The 14,966-nt window shown below is 45.7% G+C and carries 18 protein-coding genes and 3 pseudogenes; all 21 read left to right on the top strand.

Annotation, left to right across the window (positions count from 1 at the left end; genetic code table 11):
* Nucleotides 1-9: 9 nt before the first annotated feature.
* Nucleotides 10-1,818: an ABC transporter ATP-binding protein gene (locus OMP38_RS11655; RefSeq protein ID WP_277565329.1), complete on the top strand. Its 1,809-nt coding sequence runs from the start codon at nt 10-12 to the stop codon at nt 1,816-1,818.
* A gap of 43 nt (nt 1,819-1,861) precedes the next feature.
* Nucleotides 1,862-2,551: an adenylyl-sulfate kinase gene (gene cysC / locus OMP38_RS11650; protein ID WP_277565328.1), complete on the top strand. Its 690-nt coding sequence runs from the start codon at nt 1,862-1,864 to the stop codon at nt 2,549-2,551.
* 22 nt (nt 2,552-2,573) lie between these two features.
* On the top strand, nt 2,574-3,098 hold the full coding sequence (locus OMP38_RS11645; RefSeq protein WP_277565327.1) for a VanZ family protein: 525 nt from the start codon (nt 2,574-2,576) through the stop codon (nt 3,096-3,098).
* A gap of 159 nt (nt 3,099-3,257) precedes the next feature.
* Nucleotides 3,258-3,830: a hypothetical protein gene (locus OMP38_RS11640; protein ID WP_277565326.1), complete on the top strand. Its 573-nt coding sequence runs from the start codon at nt 3,258-3,260 to the stop codon at nt 3,828-3,830.
* A gap of 323 nt (nt 3,831-4,153) precedes the next feature.
* Nucleotides 4,154-4,642: a phage integrase N-terminal SAM-like domain-containing protein gene (locus OMP38_RS11635; RefSeq protein WP_277565325.1), complete on the top strand. Its 489-nt coding sequence runs from the start codon at nt 4,154-4,156 to the stop codon at nt 4,640-4,642.
* Nucleotides 4,527-4,799: pseudogene (locus tag OMP38_RS11630) on the top strand (tyrosine-type recombinase/integrase); the annotation flags it as partial. The gene OMP38_RS11635 and the pseudogene OMP38_RS11630, both read left to right, overlap by 116 nt.
* A 64-nt stretch (nt 4,800-4,863) precedes the next feature.
* On the top strand, nt 4,864-5,037 hold the full coding sequence (locus OMP38_RS11625) for a tyrosine-type recombinase/integrase (RefSeq protein ID WP_277565324.1): 174 nt from the start codon (nt 4,864-4,866) through the stop codon (nt 5,035-5,037).
* Nucleotides 5,038-5,200: 163 nt separating this feature from the next.
* Complete coding sequence (locus OMP38_RS11620; RefSeq protein ID WP_277565323.1) at nt 5,201-5,482, top strand: DUF6881 domain-containing protein; 282 nt, start codon at nt 5,201-5,203, stop codon at nt 5,480-5,482.
* 284 nt (nt 5,483-5,766) lie between these two features.
* Entirely contained in the window at nt 5,767-6,051 is a 285-nt protein-coding gene (locus tag OMP38_RS11615; RefSeq protein WP_277565322.1) for a hypothetical protein, read from the top strand.
* Complete coding sequence (locus tag OMP38_RS35780) at nt 5,990-6,223, top strand: GNAT family N-acetyltransferase (protein WP_420869638.1); 234 nt, start codon at nt 5,990-5,992, stop codon at nt 6,221-6,223. Before OMP38_RS11615 ends, OMP38_RS35780 begins: the two co-directional genes overlap by 62 nt.
* Nucleotides 6,224-6,450: 227 nt before the next feature.
* A pseudogene (locus tag OMP38_RS11610) lies at nt 6,451-6,997 on the top strand (nucleoside/nucleotide kinase family protein).
* Nucleotides 6,998-7,229: 232 nt separating this feature from the next.
* Nucleotides 7,230-8,006, top strand: a complete 777-nt coding sequence (locus OMP38_RS11605; protein WP_277565321.1) for an SEC-C domain-containing protein — start codon at nt 7,230-7,232, stop codon at nt 8,004-8,006.
* Nucleotides 8,007-8,914: 908 nt separating this feature from the next.
* Nucleotides 8,915-9,271 (top strand): hypothetical protein, encoded by a 357-nt coding sequence (locus tag OMP38_RS11600; RefSeq protein ID WP_277565320.1) that lies wholly within the window; start codon nt 8,915-8,917, stop codon nt 9,269-9,271.
* A 1,529-nt stretch (nt 9,272-10,800) separates the two neighbouring features.
* Nucleotides 10,801-10,974 carry a hypothetical protein gene (locus OMP38_RS11595; RefSeq protein WP_277528271.1) on the top strand — a complete coding sequence of 58 codons (174 nt, stop codon included), beginning with the start codon at nt 10,801-10,803 and terminating at the stop codon, nt 10,972-10,974.
* Nucleotides 10,971-11,348 carry a type II toxin-antitoxin system death-on-curing family toxin gene (locus tag OMP38_RS11590; protein ID WP_277565319.1) on the top strand — a complete coding sequence of 126 codons (378 nt, stop codon included), beginning with the start codon at nt 10,971-10,973 and terminating at the stop codon, nt 11,346-11,348. Before OMP38_RS11595 ends, OMP38_RS11590 begins: the two co-directional genes overlap by 4 nt.
* A 346-nt stretch (nt 11,349-11,694) precedes the next feature.
* Nucleotides 11,695-11,865, top strand: a complete 171-nt coding sequence (locus OMP38_RS11585) for a YHYH domain-containing protein (protein ID WP_277565318.1) — start codon at nt 11,695-11,697, stop codon at nt 11,863-11,865.
* 318 nt (nt 11,866-12,183) lie between these two features.
* Nucleotides 12,184-12,381, top strand: coding sequence for a hypothetical protein (locus OMP38_RS11580; RefSeq protein WP_277565317.1), 198 nt, complete (start codon nt 12,184-12,186; stop codon nt 12,379-12,381).
* A gap of 194 nt (nt 12,382-12,575) precedes the next feature.
* A pseudogene (locus OMP38_RS11575) lies at nt 12,576-13,107 on the top strand (DinB family protein).
* Nucleotides 13,108-13,131: 24 nt separating this feature from the next.
* On the top strand, nt 13,132-13,554 hold the full coding sequence (locus OMP38_RS11570) for an NUDIX hydrolase (RefSeq protein WP_277565316.1): 423 nt from the start codon (nt 13,132-13,134) through the stop codon (nt 13,552-13,554).
* A 49-nt stretch (nt 13,555-13,603) separates the two neighbouring features.
* Nucleotides 13,604-13,780, top strand: a complete 177-nt coding sequence (locus OMP38_RS11565; RefSeq protein ID WP_277565315.1) for a DUF3024 domain-containing protein — start codon at nt 13,604-13,606, stop codon at nt 13,778-13,780.
* Nucleotides 13,781-14,352: 572 nt separating this feature from the next.
* Nucleotides 14,353-14,940 carry a metallophosphoesterase family protein gene (locus OMP38_RS11560; RefSeq protein ID WP_277565314.1) on the top strand — a complete coding sequence of 196 codons (588 nt, stop codon included), beginning with the start codon at nt 14,353-14,355 and terminating at the stop codon, nt 14,938-14,940.
* The last annotated feature ends 26 nt before the right edge of the window (nt 14,941-14,966 follow it).

Below are 14,966 nucleotides of genomic sequence, written 5' to 3'. Positions count from 1 at the left end.
GGTGAGGCGATGAACGAACTGCGGTTTTACTTGAATCGGCTGCGAAGCTACGGCGGCATGCGGCTGTACGCCCAGCTCGCCGCGATGGTCGCGCTCGGCCTGTTCGACGGCATCGGCATCTACATGCTCGCGCCGATGCTCGGACTCCTCGGCCTGATCGGAGACGGCGCGGGAGGCACCGGCAGTCTCCCGTTTGCCGGCGAAACGCTGGCCGCGCTGCGCGAGCTGCCTGCGAACCTTGCGCTGCCCGTCCTGCTGGCCGCCTATGTGCTCATCATGACGCTGCAGTCTCTGCTCCAGCGGGCCCAGAGCATCCGCGGCACCCGGCTGCAGCAGGGCTTTATCCGGCATTTGCGCCTCACGCTTTATGCGTCGCTGATGCGGTCCGACTGGATCTTTTTCCTGCGGCGCCGGCGATCCGACTTTCATCACCTGCTCACCTCCGAACTGGCGCGGGTCAGCCAGGCGACGTACCTGTTCCTGCAGCTCGCTTCGTCGGTCGCGTTTACCGTCATCCAGATCGGGATCGCTTTCTGGCTGTCGGCGAAGCTGACGGCGGTTGTGCTCGTTAGCGGCGCCGCGATCGCGGTCGTCATGCGCCGCAAGATTCGGCGCGCCAAGGAGGTCGGCAACCGGACGAGCGAGCTGTCGCAGCAATATTATGCCGGTTTGACCGATCATTTCAACGGCATCAAAGACATAAAGAGCAACCGCTTGGAAGATTCGTATCTAGGCTGGTTCCGCGGACTGACCGGACGGATGGAGGCCAACTTCATCGCCTTCGCGCGGCTGCAGGCGACGACGTCGAGCTTGTACAAGATTTCCTCCGCGGCGCTGATCGCCTTGTTCGTCTACCTGGCCGTCGAGGCGCTGCACGTCGGCGCGGGCGAGCTCCTGCTCATCGTCGTGCTGTTCGCCCGGCTGTGGCCCCGCTTCGCCCAGATCCAATCGAACGCGGAGCAGATTGGCTCCGCGATTCCGGCGTTTCGCAGCCTGCGCGAGCTTGAGCGCGAATGCGCCGATGCCCGCGAATCGGGCGCCGACGAAACCGGCGCACGCGCGGAGGGTCTGGACGTCAAGGCGGGGATCGAGTGCCGGCACGTCTACTTCAAGTACGGGGGCGACGCGGATGCCGAATACGCGCTGCGGGACGTGTGCCTTCGAATTCCGGCGGGCAAGACGACGGCCATCGTCGGCAAGTCGGGCGCAGGCAAGAGCACGCTCGTCGACCTGCTGATGGGCCTGCTCGAGCCCGAGCGCGGATCGGTGCTTATCGACGGCTTGCCGGTAACGGGAGAGCGGCGGCTTGCGTTACGCCATGCGGTAAGCTACGTTGCGCAGGAGCCGTTTTTGTTCCACGAGAGCATCCGGGACAATCTGCTGGCCGTGCGGCCGGACGCAAGGGAGGCGGAGCTGTGGGAGGCGCTGCGTTTCTCGGCCTCGGAGGAATTCGTCAGGCGCTTGCCCGAAGGGCTGGACACGGTCGTCGGCGACCGCGGCGTCCGGTTGTCGGGCGGCGAACGTCAGCGGCTCGTGCTGGCGCGGGCGATCCTCAGGAAGCCGTCGATCCTCGTGCTGGACGAAGCGACAAGCGCGCTCGATACCGACAATGAGGCTCGCATCCAAGAAGCGATCGACCGACTCAAAGGAAAGATGACGATCATCGTGATCGCGCACCGGCTGTCGACGATCCGGGGAGCGGATCAAGTCGTCGTCATAGAGCAGGGAGAGGCTATCGTGCGGGAAGACGGTCGAGTAAGCGCACTGGACGGTACGTCGGCCGAAGGCGTCGTCGAATGGCCGGCAGGCGCAAGATAATCGCTCGCAAAAGGAATTGCGGGCAACTATGGGAGGGATAAGAATGCGAGTGAACGAGACGATCGCGGAAGACGGCGCGGCTGGCACGGCAGAAGGGCGGGGAGATGCGCCGGTCGGCCAGGTAACCTGGCAGCGCTACGGCATCTCGCGCGCTGACCGGGAGCGCAAAAAGGGGCATCCCGGCCGCGTGCTCTGGCTCACGGGGCTGCCGGGATCGGGCAAGTCGACGCTCGCTTTCGCCTTGGAGCGGGAGCTGCATGCCCGCGGCATAGGCTGCTTCGTCTTGGACGGCGACAACGTCCGTCATGGACTTTGCCGCGACCTCGGATTCTCGGAGGCCGACCGGCGGGAAAATCTGCGCAGAGTAGGCGAGGTATCCAAGCTTTTCGTCGAAGCGGGAACCGTGGTGATCGCGGCGCTTGTCTCTCCAAGCGGCGAGGACCGCCGGATGGTCAGGGATTTGTTCGAGGAAGGCGACTTCGCGGAGATCTATGTCCGCTGTTCGCTCGAGGAGTGCGAACGCAGGGATCCGAAGGGGCTGTACAAAAAAGCGCGAAGCGGACAGATCCCAAGCTTCACGGGCATCGGCGCGCCGTACGACGTCCCCGAGCGGCCGGAGCTGACGATCGATACGCAGCAGGCGCCGGCGACCGAATCCGTCGCCGCTTTGATGAAATATCTGGAAGCCCGCGGCGATCTGCTGGGCAGGTTGGCAGAAGCGGGGCAGGTTTAGCCGCAGAAAGGGGAAAGGCATCATGACCTACAAAATCAGCTGGAGGCGTCTCGTAGCGCTTGTCCTCTTGTGCTGCGTGGTCGTGGTTATATTCAAGCTGTCTTCGCAGCCCTACAGCAAGCAGACGATCCAGCCGCTGCTGAATCGTACTTTGTCGTACGAGACGGCCGAGCGACTGCTGCCGGGCGTGGATATCCATTACGACGGTAAGGAGTACCGCCGCGACATCAATCCGTACGGCATGATCGAATTCGCGTTTCGGAAAGGTGCTCATTTATTTGTCTATGGCGTGCTTGCGGCCGTGACCGCGCTTGTACTGCGCCTGTTCCGCCTGCGTCCGTTGTCCACAGCCGCGCTATCGCTGGCGGTCGTCGGGCTCGTCGCGATCCTCGACGAGTGGAACCAGCGCTATTCCGCGGCTCGCACGCCGACGTATCAAGACGTGCTCGTCGATCTGACAGGCGGCGCGATCAGCCTTGCCGTATGCTTCGGCGCGGCCACGCTTTACAGGCAATGGCGACGCAGCCGTACGACAGGTAGACGGTAGAACACGTATTTTCGCCTCAACCAAGAGCGATCCGCCTAACGCGGGTCGCTCTTTTTTTTGCGTTTTCGATCGACCGCCCAGACAAACGCTTTTGTTTCCGTAATTTGTTAAATGTGATATAACAAAGGTATTCATGTCGGTAGGCAAAGGAGGCGCCTGATGAAGCGATACATCTCCATTTTGCTGCTTTTGAGCTTTGTGGCGATCGGCCTTTTCACGTTCACGCCCCAAAGCGCATTCGCCTGTAGCTGCGCCGTTAAAAATGCACAGGAGAGACTGGACGACTCCGCAGCCGTCTTCGTCGGCAAAGTAATTCATAAAGGCTTACCCGGCTTATTTCGATCAGGAGAAACGAGAGAATATGTCTTTGACGTTCAGCGCGCCTGGAAGGGCGTCTCGACGAAACGAATCACGATTCAAGCGCTGGGCGGCGGCTCGGAATCTTGCGGAATCTCGTTCAGCAAAAACCAATCGTATATCGTGTTCGCCCATTACGACGACAAGCGGATCCTTCAGACGAATCTGTGCAGCGGCAATGTAAAGGCATCGGCGGATGAATCCGTGGCGATTCTCGGTACGGCTTCAATGGAGGCCGACGCGTTAAGCGGGGGCGCCTACGGAGGCACCTTGCCTTCGCTAAATCTTTTCTTATATATATCCGCTTTCGTACTTGTCGTCGCAGCATCGATCATGGCCTGGAAAGCCTATCGGCGGAAGCGTCAGTTCCGATAAAGGATCCGTTTGTAAACCAGTTGGAAGCTATGGTATATTTTCCGCAAAACATGTCTGCCGAAAGCATCGGGGACCGCGAAGTCGAATTCGACTTTGGGGTCCCTTTTGCATGTCGGGCGGCGGAAGGAGCTTGCATGGACATTTATCTTTTCAAGCTGGACGAGATGACGCTGGCTCTTCAATTCGAGTTTGACCGCGCGACGATCGATATCATCAAGACTTTGCCGGGCAGAAGATGAGTGCCCCAAGCCTCCCTCTGGACCGTACCTTATACACTTGCTATGGCCGAGAGACTATCGAAGGTATTTCCAGACCGCTTGCGATTGGAGGAACATTTATACGGAGAGTGCTATATTTTTCAAAAAATGAGGCATTCCAAACGAGAACCGTATGAGCAGCAGTTGAGGCAGCAGTTGCAGATAAGAGGCTATAGCGGAAAAACAATACAGGCTTATTGCGGCCATGTCGGGCGTTATATGGATTATTGCGACACCGTGCCTAAGCTTAACCGACAAGAATGTCTTAAAAAATACATGCTGGCGCTTCTGGAGAAAAAGCTTTCTCACGCTTATGTGAACCAAGCGATCAGCGCGATCAAGTTTTACGATCAAAAGGTGTTGCAGATCGAAAACCCGGTTCCCTATATAAGGCCCAAAAAAAGAAAACAAGCTTCCGAACGTCCTTGCGCAAAAGGAAGTGAAAACGCTGCTCGGTGCCTTGACCAATCTGAAGCATCAAGCGCTATTATTTCTTACCTATTCTTCGGGCTTGCGGGTTGGCGAAGTCGTGCGACTCCGAATACAGGACTTTGACTACGAACGAAGAACATTATTAGTTAGACAAGGAAAAGGAAGGAAAGATCGCGTCACGGTTTTGTCGGATCACGCCGTAGAAATCGTCAAACGCTATATCCGCCAAGATGCGCCGGACCAGTGGCTCTTTCCCGGACAAAATAAAACCAGCCACCTGACCGAACGTTCCGCCCAAAAAATATTCGAGCACGCGCTTGCCGTATCCGGCATCAACAAAAAAGGTGAGCATTCATGCCCTGCGCCATTCATTCGCTACGCATCTGCTGGAAGGAGGCATCGACCTTCGATATATTCAAGAACTGCTAGGTCATCAGAGCTCACGTACAACCGAGCGCTACACCCATGTGAGCGTAAAAAATATCCGGCGGATCAAGAGTCCGCTGGATATGGAATAGGCACGATTTTCTACGCATCTTCGCTAATATGACGATCAATCTATATTCGCGAACGACGCAAAACCAGCCGAATTGAAAGATTTAGTCACATTCGTAGATAAGACGTTATATGAAATCTGGAGAGAGCTTAAACCCATCATAAAACATACGGTGAGTTGATAAGATGTTCATCAAGGTAATCTGGTTTCATCAGTTCGTTGAAGAACCAGTACTTCTCTACTCTGAATTAGATTGTGAGAGGTACGAAATAAGGAAAATTGAGTTTTTTAGAAATAATAAAGTTGGATTTGCTTCAGAAGAGATTGAATGCGCTGATACTGCGCTAGGTTCACAGCCAGTTCCGAAATTAACGGAAATAAATAAAAACAATGAATTTTATGGAATAGAGATCTCTAAAGATGAGTTTGAAGTCATCTGGAAAGATACATTGGATAAATTGAAATGAAATAACATATACAACATAAGTGAAAACTTTAACAACAATTAGAATGTATTTCGAAGAAGCTCCAGACTTCATATAACAATGTATTCACGCTTCGGGGCCTTCGGCCCCTCGGTCCGCCAGATGGAATTCGGGGAAGCGGAATCAGGCGGACACACCTGCGAGGCTAAGTCCTGTCGGACCCGGTCGCTTTGCGACCTTAAGCCTCTCGGCGTCGTGAATACGGTAACGTTATACGACAGATCGAAGTCTTTGTTTAAACCCATTCATGAGAAGGACTGGTTTGTATGGTATTAGCATTAAAATCAGCTACAACAAATGATGTTGAAATTATTGCTAAAATGAACTTTCAACTTATTGAAGATGAAGGCAGTACAAACCCCATGAATATTACTCAATTGCAAGATAGAATGTTGAATTGGCTAAGTCATGGATGGGATGCCGATTTGTTAGTCTTCCAGGAAAAGATCGTAGGATATGCAGTATATAAATTTCAAATGAATTCATTTGATGACACAAAAAAAGGAAGTCTACATAAGACAATACTTTATAAAGAGAGAAGAACGAAATAGAGGTTATGGCCTTAAGGGAATAGCTCTTTTAAAACAAGAGCGTTTTACAGAAGTTAAAAGCATGATAATAGATGTCTTAGAATCAAACCCAAGAGGAAAACAATTTTGGGAAAAGGCTGGATTTAGGCCGTACTATACAAACATGAAATGCAGTCAAAATGAATGTAAGTAGCTCAGGGATCCGTCGTATAACAATGTATTCACGCTTCGGGGCCTGCGGCCCCTCGGTCCGCCAGATGGAATTCGGGGAAGCGGAATCAGGCGGACACACCTGCGAGGCTAACTGCGCTGACGCGCAGCCGGACCTTCGGTCCTTAAGCCTCTCGGCGTCGTGAATACGGTAACGTTAGACGAAACTCTTGAAAGCTTGTTAATCAGTCATGCAGGGAGGATAAAACAATTACTTTAAAAGCCAAGATTATATCTATAGCAGCGGTCTCTGGAGGAGGCAAAACTACAATAACTTCAAGATTGAATCAAGAAATAAGCAATTCCAAAGCTATTTATTTCGATGATTATGATCTCAAAGGGCCAAGAGATATCATAGATTGGGTAGAACGAGGAGCGGATTGTAACGAGTGGGACATCCATCAAATAGTAACTGATGTAAACAATATGATAAATTCCAATCAAGTGAAGTACATATTTTTAGATTATCCATTTTCAAGACTCCATAATGATTTGAAATCTATTGACTTGACATTTTTTATAGATACTCCTTTAGATATTGCAATGGCAAGAAGGTTAATTAGAGATTTCAGAGATACGAAAACGGAATTAATAATAGAAGATTTAAAGAATTATTTATATGTAGGAAGAATGGGTTATGAAAGTATGCTAAAAAAGAATAAAACCTGATTCGGACTTAGTTATTGATGGCTCTTTATATATAGATGAAATCATTAGAATAATAATTGAGGAATTAAATAGCCAATGGGAAAGTTGATTCAATGATGTCAAGAGCTTCGTCTAACAATGTATTCACGCTTCGGGACGACTTCGTCGCCCCTCGGTCCGCCAGATGGAATTCGGGGGAAGCGGGACCAGGCGGACACACCTGCGAGGCTAACTGCGCTGGCGCGCAGCCGGTCACTACGTGACCTTAAGCCTCTCGGCGTCGTGAATACGGGAACGTTAGATGATATATCTGCAGATTAATTAAAAGAGAGGGCGAAACTTTGAAGATACGACAAAGTGATGATGAACTAAATAATCATCTGAATGAGCAATTAATTCTATTAGAGTCGTCAATAGATTCTTATGATGCAGGGTTAATTATTGAGGCGAAACGCATGGCCGTTACAATACGATTATTGTTTCATGAAACTAGGAACTCACATTCATTAATGAAACAGTTGAACATGTTAGATCACAAATTTTTAAGTACAGCAGTGCCAAATGATCCCGCTAATTTTCTAAGTTATGCTGGATTGATTGGAGTTGTTTTATTTGAGAATAAGACTTCACAGTGCGTCCCCATGCTTGATGAAGCTCAAGTAAAGAGATGGATATCATTTGATGAATGGTGGAATGAAGTTATCTTTAGAGATTTAAAGAACAAAGGATTTTCAAGAAAGGATATTATAATAAGTGTAGCAAATCAAGATGGTGGGGCTCATGTTGATCCAAGTATTGAAGCAACTTTTGCTGAACTGTCTAGAAATAACTCTTTAAAATGGTTTATTGGATTTCAAGATGAATATAGACCAATAGTGAAGCCAGAACTTCCAGCCATTAGACAAATTGCTCATGAGGTATGGAGAACAATTTTTCCTTATAAAGCAGTTCGTACTCCCTTGATTGGTAGTTCTGAAGGAGTTTTTATTTCAGGGGTAACAGCTAATGTTGGAGGGATTCAGCCGACTAAAAGCGTAGAAAAATATAAACGGAATGAATTGTGTCCGTGTGGGTCAGGAGTAAAATTCAAAAAATGTCACGGCCACAATTTTAGGTAACTCGAAGAAGGCAGATACATCATCTAACAATGTATTCACGCTTCGGGGCCTTCGGCCCCTCGGTCCGCCAGATGGAATTCGGGAAGCAGATTCAGGCGGACACACCTGCGAGGCTAAGTCCTTCGGACCCGGCAGCATTCGCTGCCTTAAGCCTCTCGGCGTCGTGAATACGGAAACGTTATATGTAATCGGGGGGAAATGCATGAAAGAGACTAAAAAAACTGAAATCGATAAAAAAATATCATAAGTTACTTCATTTCCTATGGGCTTCGGGATTGTCTTTGGTATTACCCTTTCTATTATTAAAATTACTTACTAGGGAGCATGAGAAACCATTAAACCAGAGGATAGTATTTGGAGGTATGGAAATTGCTACGACCAATACAACTGAGTCACAAGTAACTGCTACTTGGATTAATTTCACGCTTGAGAGCTACATAGTGTTAAGTATAATAATATTTATTTTGTATTTTTTGGTTCTCATAAGTTTTAGGAAGATGTTCAATCAATAACCAATTTGAATGTAATCTCGAAGTAGCCGCGACAGCATATAACACCATATTCACGGTATATTTGTTTTAAGGTCGAAGAGACATTAAAAATCGAAAACACATCGGAAGAGCATTTTGAAAGTAAATTCAGGAAGGCCCCGACAACATATAACACCGTATTCACGCATCGCAGCCTTGCGGCCGCTCGGTCCGCCCGAGGCATTTCGAGGAAGCGGATTCAGGCGGACAACCCTGCGAGGCTAAGTGGCGGAGCCACCCGGCGACTTCGTCGCCTTAAGCCTCTCGGGTTCGTGAATACAAGAACGTTAGGTGAAACCAGAGCAAGACCTTGTGGTAATAATTTTCTGGATGTAGTTTTCCTTGTTATTTACATTTTAATATGAGGTTGGGTTGAACATGCAATGGATTATCCTAATTGGCGATGAGTCTTTAGATCTCACTTCTATACATAAGATTAAACACTTTGGAGTTAATACAGTCTCGAGTATTTTGGATAATAGATTCGCAGTTGATTACGGTAAAGAACATATCATTTATGATTTTTCTGAAAGCATTATTAATGATTATAAACTTGAAGATATAAAGAAAATTCCATTTCAAAACCCTAGATTCATAATGATGATCTATACTTCGGAAGAACTGATGAAGAAAGTGTTGAGTCAAGACAACTTTATTAGAGGCATTTATGTAGATGATGACCATGGTCAAATAATGCCAATAGAAGAATACCTGCTAACTTTATTAAACACATGAAATGTGATTAGCATATTCGGGAAGGCACTGGCATCACCTAACAATGTATTCACGCATCGGAGCCTGCGGCTCCTTGGTCCGCCAGATGGATTTCGGGGAAGTGGAATCAGGCGGACACACCTGCGAGGCTAAGTCCTGTCGGACCCGGTCGCTTTGCGACCTTAAGCCTCTCGGCGTCGTGAATACGGGAACGTTAGCTGAAATCTCCGATAAGAGTAGATAGATGAGGGATACAATGAAGCATGTGCTTAGACTATTTGGTTACTATAAGTATGAATCTAAACGTCCTCGCTTTTTTTATTATCTTTTTTTAGTTTTGGTTGGATTGTCTGTGTAGGGATGACATTTTTCTGGTTTATTCTTAATAAGATGATTATTTTCAGTGGAATTCTAGCGATTTGTATATTTCCAGTCCTTGCAAGACTAGTTGTATTTATGAATGCCAAACTAAATGGCTGGAAATAGAATAATATTAAGAGTTTGAATTAAGAGCTTGAATCGAGAGCCTGAATTTAAAAGCCTGAATTAAGAGCTTGAAATAAAAACTTGAATTAAGAACTTGAATCAAGAACTTGAATCAAGAACTTGAATTAAGAACAGAAAATCGTTATTGAAGTATCTCGAAGTAGTCGGAGACATCAGCTAACAATGTATTCACGCTTCGGGCCGGATTTCCCGACCCTCGGTCCGCCAGATGGAGATCAGGGAAGCGGGATCAGGCGGACACACCTGCGAGGCTAACTGCGCTGGGGCGCAGCCGGACCTTCGGTCCTTAAGCCTCTCGGCATCGTGAATACGGTAACGTTAGATGAAATTATTGCAGAGTAATTTTAAGGAGCGAAATGGAAAAATTTTATGACAAGATAACTAATTGTCTTACCGCGGCTTTTTTCTGTTCGTTACTGGTAAGTAGCATATTGTATTTCAGTTCAAATTCTATGAAAGTCAGTAACGTTATATTAATGATTTTAGGAATTACAGGACTAATTTGGATCTATAATTTAGTTTTTATACTGCCTTTAAGTTATTTGAAAGATATGATTTTAAAAAAAATAAGTAGTAAGGCTGAAATATATATGTCGTCGATTCTTTTAGGATCTCTTAGTTTTGTAGTAGGTTTGATAGTATTATTTGTCTTATGGCTTGATATTAGATGGATGTTCGTCTTCGTCCTTATACCGGGTACTTTTAGTGGCCTGATTTATCCAATCATTGAAAGATGGGACAAAAACTCTGTGAGCAAAACGGGAAGGCAATAACTTCATCTAACAATGTATTCACGCTTCGGAGCCTTTGGCTCCTCGGTCCGCCAGATGGAATTCGAGGGGAGCGGAATCAGGCGGACACACCTGCGAGGCTAACTGCACTGTCGCGCAGCCGGACCTACGTTCCTTAAGCCTCTCGGCGTCGTGAATACGGAAACGTTATATGTAATACGGGCAAAGCTTATTTTAAGGTCATTCAATGACGATGTTAAGTGCTTTTGATATTTGGTGTATACTGAGAAGTAAAGAAATGGAGGCGATTAAATGAGTCTTGAAGAAAAATTGATCCAAGACTTTTTGTCACTACCCCAAGAAAAACAAATCGAAGTCATTGACTTCGTGGAATTTCTAAAATCGAAAAATAATTCTAAAATCGAGAACGTCATGGATGATATTATTAACGAAAACATAGAAGCGCTTAGGGAGTTGGCAAAATGATAACCATCACTTTTGACCAACTCCTTCATTTTCATCATAAGATTATCGAAAGTACTGGAGGGTCGGCAGGAGTAAGGGAACGAAGTGTATTGGAAAGTGCTCTTGGCAAAGCAGAAATAACATTTGATAGACAAGAGCTTTATCCGGGATTAACAAGAAAGATATCGGTTATTACCTATTCACTTATTAAAAACCATGGTTTTGTTGATGGGAATAAGCGAATTGGAGTTGCAGTTATGCTGTTGTTATTACGGATCAACGGTTTAAAGGTCTCTTATAGCCAAGATGAATTAGTTCAATTAGGTCTGGGAACGGCAGAAGGAAGATACAAAGAACAGGATATAGAAGACTGGATAATCAGACATCAGGTATAGAAACCTTGGTGTCTTTATTTATTTTTTATGAGGATAACTCGAAGAAGGCCGGTACTACATATAACAATGTATTCACGCATCGGGCCCTCTTCGCCGGCCCCCTCGGTCCGCCAGATGGATTTCGAGGAAGCGGGCTCAGGCGGACACACCTGCGAGGCTAACATTGCTGTCGCGCAGCCGGTCACTGCGTGACCTTAAGCCTCTCGGCGTCGTGAATACGGTAATGTTAGATGAAACCACCCAAAAATCCCCCCAATCTCAATTTTCAATTTATTATATTTAATGTATAATGATGGTTGGAAATATCAAACCCTAAAGCATAGGGTGAATTCAGGGAGATTTATATATGAAGAAGATATTAGTATTTCTAATAGCTGTTGTCGTGTTAATTGGAACTTCTTCATCTGCTTATGCACACTCTGGACGAACGGATAAGAATGGCGGACACAATTGCTCTGCAAAATCGAAACAAAAAGGGCTTTGTACAGGATATCACTATCATAATAAGAAAAGATAAATTCATGTTTTGCAATAATAGAAAGTTGAAAGTATATTTTTTAAACCCAGCTTAGTATTCAAGCTGGGTTTAAATGTTATTAATAAAATCTATAGTGTCCTGTCGAGGAAGTGGGTGACATCATCTAACATAATATTCACGCTTCGGGTCGTCTCCGCCGCCCCTCGGTCCGCTAGATGAATTTCGGGGAATTGGGATCAGGCGGGCACAGCTACGAGGCTAAGTCCAGTCGGACCGGGTCACTTCGTGACCTCAAACCTCTCGGCGTCGTGAATACGGGAACGTTAGCAGAAATTAAAGCAAGGGCGGAGGGGAATAATGAAATCAAAAACGATTGGTTACTTTTTAGTCTCCATAATCATATCAATCATTTTATTTTTTCTTTTGGGCTGGATTTTACAACCTTCAGATGATGAGGGAACATTACTAAATATAGGGATTTTAATTTCATTACAAATTTCATTTTTCTCTGGATGGGCAATAAACAAGCTTGATCAAATTCAAAAAAACTTTTAAAAGAAAATGACTTTTAAATTGAGTCAAAAACGAGAAGCGGGAAGTAAAAGTATTCGAGAAGAGAGGAAATCTTCTAACATTATATTCACGCACCGGCGGTCTTCGCCGGCCTTCGGTCTGCCAGACGGATTTCGGTAGAAGCGGGATCAGGCGACACACCAATTTTAATAACACGGAGGAATAACATAATGAACATGGACAACATTTATCTTATTACAGACATTCCAGGTTATACGCCCCAGATTGGTCGACTGCTGTCCATGATGAACTATGCGAGGTATACGACCCTTGAAGCCTCAAAAAATCTAACGACAGAACAGCTGGATTATTTAATGGATTCTGAGAGCAACTCCATCGGTGCGCTGTTGCTTCATTTTGCGGCGGTCGAATTCGCCTATCAATTGGAAACGTTCAAAAAAGAGAGATTTGAACGAGGATGAAATGTTGGTTTGGGGCGCGGCCTTGAACCTTGGAGAAGAAGGACGGCAAGCCATTCGGGGGAATGATCTGAATTATTATGTAGATAAGCTAAATGAAGTGAGAGCAAGGACGTTCGAGTTATTTAAAACGGTCGAAGATGATTGGCTGCATCAGCAAGAGCCATTCTGGTATGGCAAACAAGCGAATCACTATTTTATGTGGTTTCATGTTTTTGAAGACGAAATCAATCACAGAGGCCAAATTCGATTGATTAAGAAGAAAATGAAGACCCATATCACGCCGTAACTTTATCTTGAAAGGCTGTGTGCTATGAAAAGAGTCGATGTCGTTTATTGTTTAATAACGGATCCTTTAAAATCAAAAGTCCTTATCGTTAATAACGCGGGAAATTCAAGCTGGTCGCTTCCCGGTGGTGCCGTCGAACAGGACGAGACGTTAGAGCAAGACGCGATCAGAGAGGTAAAAGAAGAAACCGGCTTGGATGTGAATGTTTTCGGAATCGTTGCAGTCAGTGAATGCAAGTTTAAAAAGTCGGGAAATCATGCGATGTTTTTTATTTTTAGGGCTGAGATCGTCGGTGGACAATTGGAAGTTCAACGACCGGAAGAAATCTTGGAAATTAAATGGGTTGATGTGGAGAAGGCGGATGAATGCATGCCGTTTTATCATGGTGATTTCAAAAGATTGATGAATGGCGTCGAAATAACCTTTACGAATGAAGGGCTCAAATGAAATGATATTGTTACCCGAAAGACTCGGGCCGGGCGAGAAGCCTGCCTACATGCCAGGGCATCGGATAGAATATCCGATCGCTCAATTCAGGTTTGAGAATGGTCTATGGAAAGTTTACTGGAAAGACAGCAAGGAAAAATGGCATTCTATCGATGATATCGAACCGGATACGAACTTTGAAGCGCAATTAAAAGCAGTGGATGAGAACGGGATATTTTGGGTTTGAATGAAAAACACGATGTTAAGTTAGGGGATCATAGATTGAGACCTCTGTCTAAAGCGCTCAAATATAAAATTCGGTTAGGCACAAGATTTACAAAAATGAGCCTGCTGATCGTCGTACTGTTCTTGTCTCTGAACAGTGATTTATATTCATTGCCTGTTGCGGTGGCACTGCTCTTAACCGGGGGTGCTCTAGTCTATATAAGTATAGTTCGATCGAACAAGAAGATCTTTTTTAATTCAAACAGGTCATATCGCGATCGGTAGCTATAGAGAATGGAAGAATTCATTTATTTTATACAATAACATGAGTTTAGTTTATTTGGTTTATTCGTTCTATGATCAAAGAAAAAAGAAAAGAAATGTATATGTGCTATCATCCAGCACAGACGGATAGAAGAAGTAACGGTTTTTTATAATGAAGAGGACAGTCTTGTTCTTGAGTATATGCCTGGCAGACCGCATTTTAATGATAACGAAATTAAAGGATAGAACAAATACCACTACCAATATTTAGGTGTAGTGGTATATTTATTTTACACGTTACTTCACTAATAGCTCCCTGGAGGAGTTTACATGAAAGTATTAGTTGTCTCCGATGAGGAATCAAAGTATTTATGGGATCATTTTGATGTGAAAAAATTTAAAGATATCGAATTAGTGATTTCTTGCGGAGATTTAAAGGCTGAATATTTATCCTTCCTCGTAAGCGTCATCCATGCTCCATTATTTTATATTCATGGCAATCATGATGCTGATTATAAAGTGAATCCTCCTGAAGGCTGTCAGTGCATTGAAGATAAAATCGTTTCTTATAAAGGTTTTCGATTCATGGGACTAGGGGGCAGTCACAGATATAGTCCTGGCGAGCATCAATATTCTGAAAGACAGATGAATTGGAGAATCGCTAAATTAAAGCCTCGTCTTTGGCTAAGCAAAAGCATCGATGTTTTGGTTACGCACGCTCCAGCGTATCGGCTTGGAGATGGTGATGACATATGCCATAAAGGATTTCTTTGTTTTAGAGATTTTATGGATGAGCATGAACCAAAGTTGTTGTTACATGGACATCAGCACTTAAACTATGGGAGAAATGAAAGGATTCATCAATATAAAAATACAAAAGTAATTAACGCTTTTGGTTACTACGTGGTTGAGATTTAATCTCAGACATTTAGCATGAAAAGGAA

The organism is Cohnella ginsengisoli, assembly GCF_029525555.1.
Classification (GTDB): Bacteria; Bacillota; Bacilli; order Paenibacillales; family Paenibacillaceae; genus Cohnella; species Cohnella ginsengisoli.
This window is presented reverse-complemented; position numbering and strand designations above follow the sequence as displayed.

Coding starts and splice junctions, on each gene's coding strand:
- OMP38_RS11645 (WP_277565327.1), top strand. CDS start 2,574: ATGACCTACAAAATCAGCTGGAGGCGTCTCGTAGCGCTTGTCCTCTTG.
- OMP38_RS11640 (WP_277565326.1), top strand. CDS start 3,258: ATGAAGCGATACATCTCCATTTTGCTGCTTTTGAGCTTTGTGGCGATC.
- OMP38_RS35780 (WP_420869638.1), top strand. CDS start 5,990: ATGACACAAAAAAAGGAAGTCTACATAAGACAATACTTTATAAAGAGA.
- OMP38_RS11565 (WP_277565315.1), top strand. CDS start 13,604: ATGCCAGGGCATCGGATAGAATATCCGATCGCTCAATTCAGGTTTGAG.
- OMP38_RS11560 (WP_277565314.1), top strand. CDS start 14,353: ATGAAAGTATTAGTTGTCTCCGATGAGGAATCAAAGTATTTATGGGAT.
- OMP38_RS11590 (WP_277565319.1), top strand. CDS start 10,971: ATGATAACCATCACTTTTGACCAACTCCTTCATTTTCATCATAAGATT.
- OMP38_RS11580 (WP_277565317.1), top strand. CDS start 12,184: ATGAAATCAAAAACGATTGGTTACTTTTTAGTCTCCATAATCATATCA.
- OMP38_RS11570 (WP_277565316.1), top strand. CDS start 13,132: ATGAAAAGAGTCGATGTCGTTTATTGTTTAATAACGGATCCTTTAAAA.
- OMP38_RS11600 (WP_277565320.1), top strand. CDS start 8,915: ATGCAATGGATTATCCTAATTGGCGATGAGTCTTTAGATCTCACTTCT.
- OMP38_RS11655 (WP_277565329.1), top strand. CDS start 10: ATGAACGAACTGCGGTTTTACTTGAATCGGCTGCGAAGCTACGGCGGC.
- OMP38_RS11595 (WP_277528271.1), top strand. CDS start 10,801: ATGAGTCTTGAAGAAAAATTGATCCAAGACTTTTTGTCACTACCCCAA.
- OMP38_RS11620 (WP_277565323.1), top strand. CDS start 5,201: ATGTTCATCAAGGTAATCTGGTTTCATCAGTTCGTTGAAGAACCAGTA.
- OMP38_RS11585 (WP_277565318.1), top strand. CDS start 11,695: ATGAAGAAGATATTAGTATTTCTAATAGCTGTTGTCGTGTTAATTGGA.
- cysC (WP_277565328.1), top strand. CDS start 1,862: ATGCGAGTGAACGAGACGATCGCGGAAGACGGCGCGGCTGGCACGGCA.
- OMP38_RS11615 (WP_277565322.1), top strand. CDS start 5,767: ATGGTATTAGCATTAAAATCAGCTACAACAAATGATGTTGAAATTATT.